We start from the raw sequence: 2,578 nt of genomic DNA, 5'->3' as shown, positions 1-2,578 counted from the left end.
GGATGAAGAATCTCGAAAACATTGACATAAAAGACTTCGTGTCATTCTGAGTCCGCCAAAGGCGGACGAAGAATCTCTAAAAATCCTTTGCGCGCTCTGCGGTTTCATTAATTGAACCGCAAAGAGCGCAAAGAAAGCGCAAAGGCACAATTTATTCTTATCATCTTTTTATTCTTAATTCCGTAATTCAACAAAGATTAAGTAAGTTTTTATTTAATCAAATAAAGTTTCTATTAAAAATTTCGATAATAAAATGCGAAGGGAAAAATCTAAGATAATTACTGGATATATTATGAATAACATTTTACTGATAGATGATGATAATAAATTCCGGACTCTCTTTAAGAGATTAATCGAAAGAAAATTTATGATAAAAGTGACCGAAGCTGAAGACGGCAAAAAGGGATTGGAATTACTTGAAAAGATTAAACCAAATCTTGTCTTTTTAGATATTGATATGCCTAGCATTAATGGATTTGATTTTCTTAAGCAAATTCATGAAGCAAAAAACAACATCCCTGTTGTTATTATTACATCTCATAATGAAAAAGATTTTGTTGAAAAAATTATTGCTTATAATATTGCGGGTTACTTATTGAAAACTGGTTACACTTCTTTGTTAGCTGACCATGTAGAAAAAATTCTTCAAAGATTTGAACACAATTAGAACCATTTACAATTTTTTGCATATACTTACCCATTCAACCGCGCAAGAAATTGCTTTTCTTGCATCTTCAATATCGTATTCAGAAGTAGGTATAAAATCGATATCACCATAGAATGAAATTTCTCTTTCTCCTCTCAGCCATTTTGTAATGTTTATAATTTTTTTAATGTCTTGATGAATTTCATCAGGGATTAATTCTAAGTTTGCCAGTATAATATCACTTACATCATGCCATTTAGGTGGGTCTATTCCTAATTTTCTTAAAATAGACTTTTGAGCTAATTCAACAATTTCTTGTGCTTCGCGAACAACATCTGAATAATCTTCTTCTTTCATCAAAATATCCAGTATCTTTAATCTTTTCTCAGCTTTTATAAGATAACTACTGCTTAAATCGTCGTTGGTCATAATTCAATAATATCCCCCTTTTTATAATCTGGTTTTAATTTCCAGTAGAATCCTCCTTTGAATGGTACTTTTTCACTTTTATATTTTTTTAATTTTTCTCTCAAACGATCAAGTATGCAGTTGAAGTAATTATCTCTATCAAAAAGTATTTTACAAGCTTCTGTCATTTCAATAAATAATGGGCTTCCATATTCTGTTTCTTCTTTAGTTTTAATTAATGGTGAGATATGAATATTAATTCCTTCTTTCAACAGTGACTTAATTTTTTCTTCTAATTTTAGATAGACATTTTCGTAATATTCATTAAACCTGTTAAATCTTCCTTTGGGAGCTTTGTTTAAAATTATCATAATATCAATATCTGATTCTGGAGTAAATCTATCTCTCCCAACAGAGCCATAAAGTACGATGGAAATTAAATTGTCCTTATAATATTCTTGCAAATAGTCAACTAATTTTTCAATTATGGAATAGTATTTTGATTTATAATTATTCATAAAATATTCCTTGTTGAAAGCAAAACTAAAAATCTTTTGATTATTATAATAGCAAAAAATTGTATTACTCATTTCGTTCGTCTTCAATATTTTTTACTTATATCTATAATTTTTCTTTATGCATCATTAATTCTTATGAGTTTATTTAGTTGCTTTGTTCCTTGTAAAGACAATCTACTTTAAGTAGTCATTGAGAGTCCTGAAGGTTTTAGTCGGGACGAAGCAATCTCACTTGTTTTATTTTCTCGCAAAGCCGCAAAGTTTTTCTTTGCGAACTTTGCGGTTTCAATATTTTTGAACACAGATAAACACAGATTAATAAGATTTTCTCTGTTTTCAGATTCTTTAATCGACATAAAAAATTTCATGTCGTTCTGAGTCCGCCAAAGGCGGACGAAGAACCTCATATAAAATTATGAAGTAATAATTAGATTCTTCGGTAGTCCCGCTTTTTTGGCGGGACTCCCTCAGAATGACGTAAAAGTTTAATACTTAGGATAAAAAAAGAAAACATTGTGTCAATCTGAGCCCGCCAGAAGGCGGATGAAGAATCTCGAAAACATTGACATAAAAGACTTCGTGTCATTCTGAGTCCGCCAAAGGAGGACGAAGAATCTCTATAAATGTTATTGCAAAACACTCTTAATTTATTTTTAATTTCTCGCAAAGCCGCAAAGTTTTCTTTGCGAACTTTGCGGTTTCAATATTTTTGAACACAGATAAACACAGATTAATAAGATTTTCTCTGTTTTTAGATTTTTTAATCGACATAAAAATTTTCATGTCGTTCTGAGTCCGCCAAAGGCGGACGAAGAACTTCATATAAATAGATTCTTCGGTCGTCCGCCAAAGGCGGACTCCTCAGAAAGACAATATTCAAAAGTCATTCTGAAAATCTCAATTAAATAAATAGATTCTTCGGTCGTCCCGCCTTTTTGACGGTCTCCATCAGAATGACGGAAAAGTATTAATACTTATGATAAGAAAACATTGTGTCATTCTGAAT

At 30.8% G+C, this 2,578-nt stretch carries 3 protein-coding genes; 1 reads left to right on the top strand and 2 read right to left on the bottom strand.

The annotated features are described in order from the left end of the window. Positions 1 to 292: 292 nt before the first annotated feature. Complete coding sequence (locus tag AC27L2_RS13775; RefSeq protein WP_487212347.1) at positions 293 to 667, top strand: response regulator transcription factor; 375 nt, start codon at positions 293 to 295, stop codon at positions 665 to 667. A 6-nt stretch (positions 668 to 673) separates the two neighbouring features. On the opposite strand, the gene AC27L2_RS13770 is transcribed toward AC27L2_RS13775, so the two are convergent. Both AC27L2_RS13770 and AC27L2_RS13765 read right to left on the bottom strand, forming a co-directional pair. Continuing rightward, on the bottom strand, positions 674 to 1,075 hold the full coding sequence (locus AC27L2_RS13770; protein ID WP_487212346.1) for a HEPN domain-containing protein: 402 nt from the start codon (positions 1,073 to 1,075) through the stop codon (positions 674 to 676). After that, positions 1,072 to 1,572, bottom strand: coding sequence for a nucleotidyltransferase domain-containing protein (locus AC27L2_RS13765; RefSeq protein ID WP_487212345.1), 501 nt, complete (start codon positions 1,570 to 1,572; stop codon positions 1,072 to 1,074). The genes AC27L2_RS13770 and AC27L2_RS13765 overlap by 4 nt, the downstream gene beginning before the upstream one ends. Positions 1,573 to 2,578: the final 1,006 nt, after the last annotated feature.

This window comes from Rosettibacter sp. KY25 (genome assembly GCF_057554405.1).
This window is presented reverse-complemented; position numbering and strand designations above follow the sequence as displayed.

What these genes read in the sequence shown, in the direction of transcription:
- AC27L2_RS13775 (WP_487212347.1), top strand. Translation starts at nt 293, where the DNA reads ATGAATAACATTTTACTGATAGATGATGATAATAAATTCCGGACTCTC.
- AC27L2_RS13770 (WP_487212346.1), bottom strand. Translation starts at nt 1,075, where the DNA reads ATGACCAACGACGATTTAAGCAGTAGTTATCTTATAAAAGCTGAGAAA.
- AC27L2_RS13765 (WP_487212345.1), bottom strand. Translation starts at nt 1,572, where the DNA reads ATGAATAATTATAAATCAAAATACTATTCCATAATTGAAAAATTAGTT.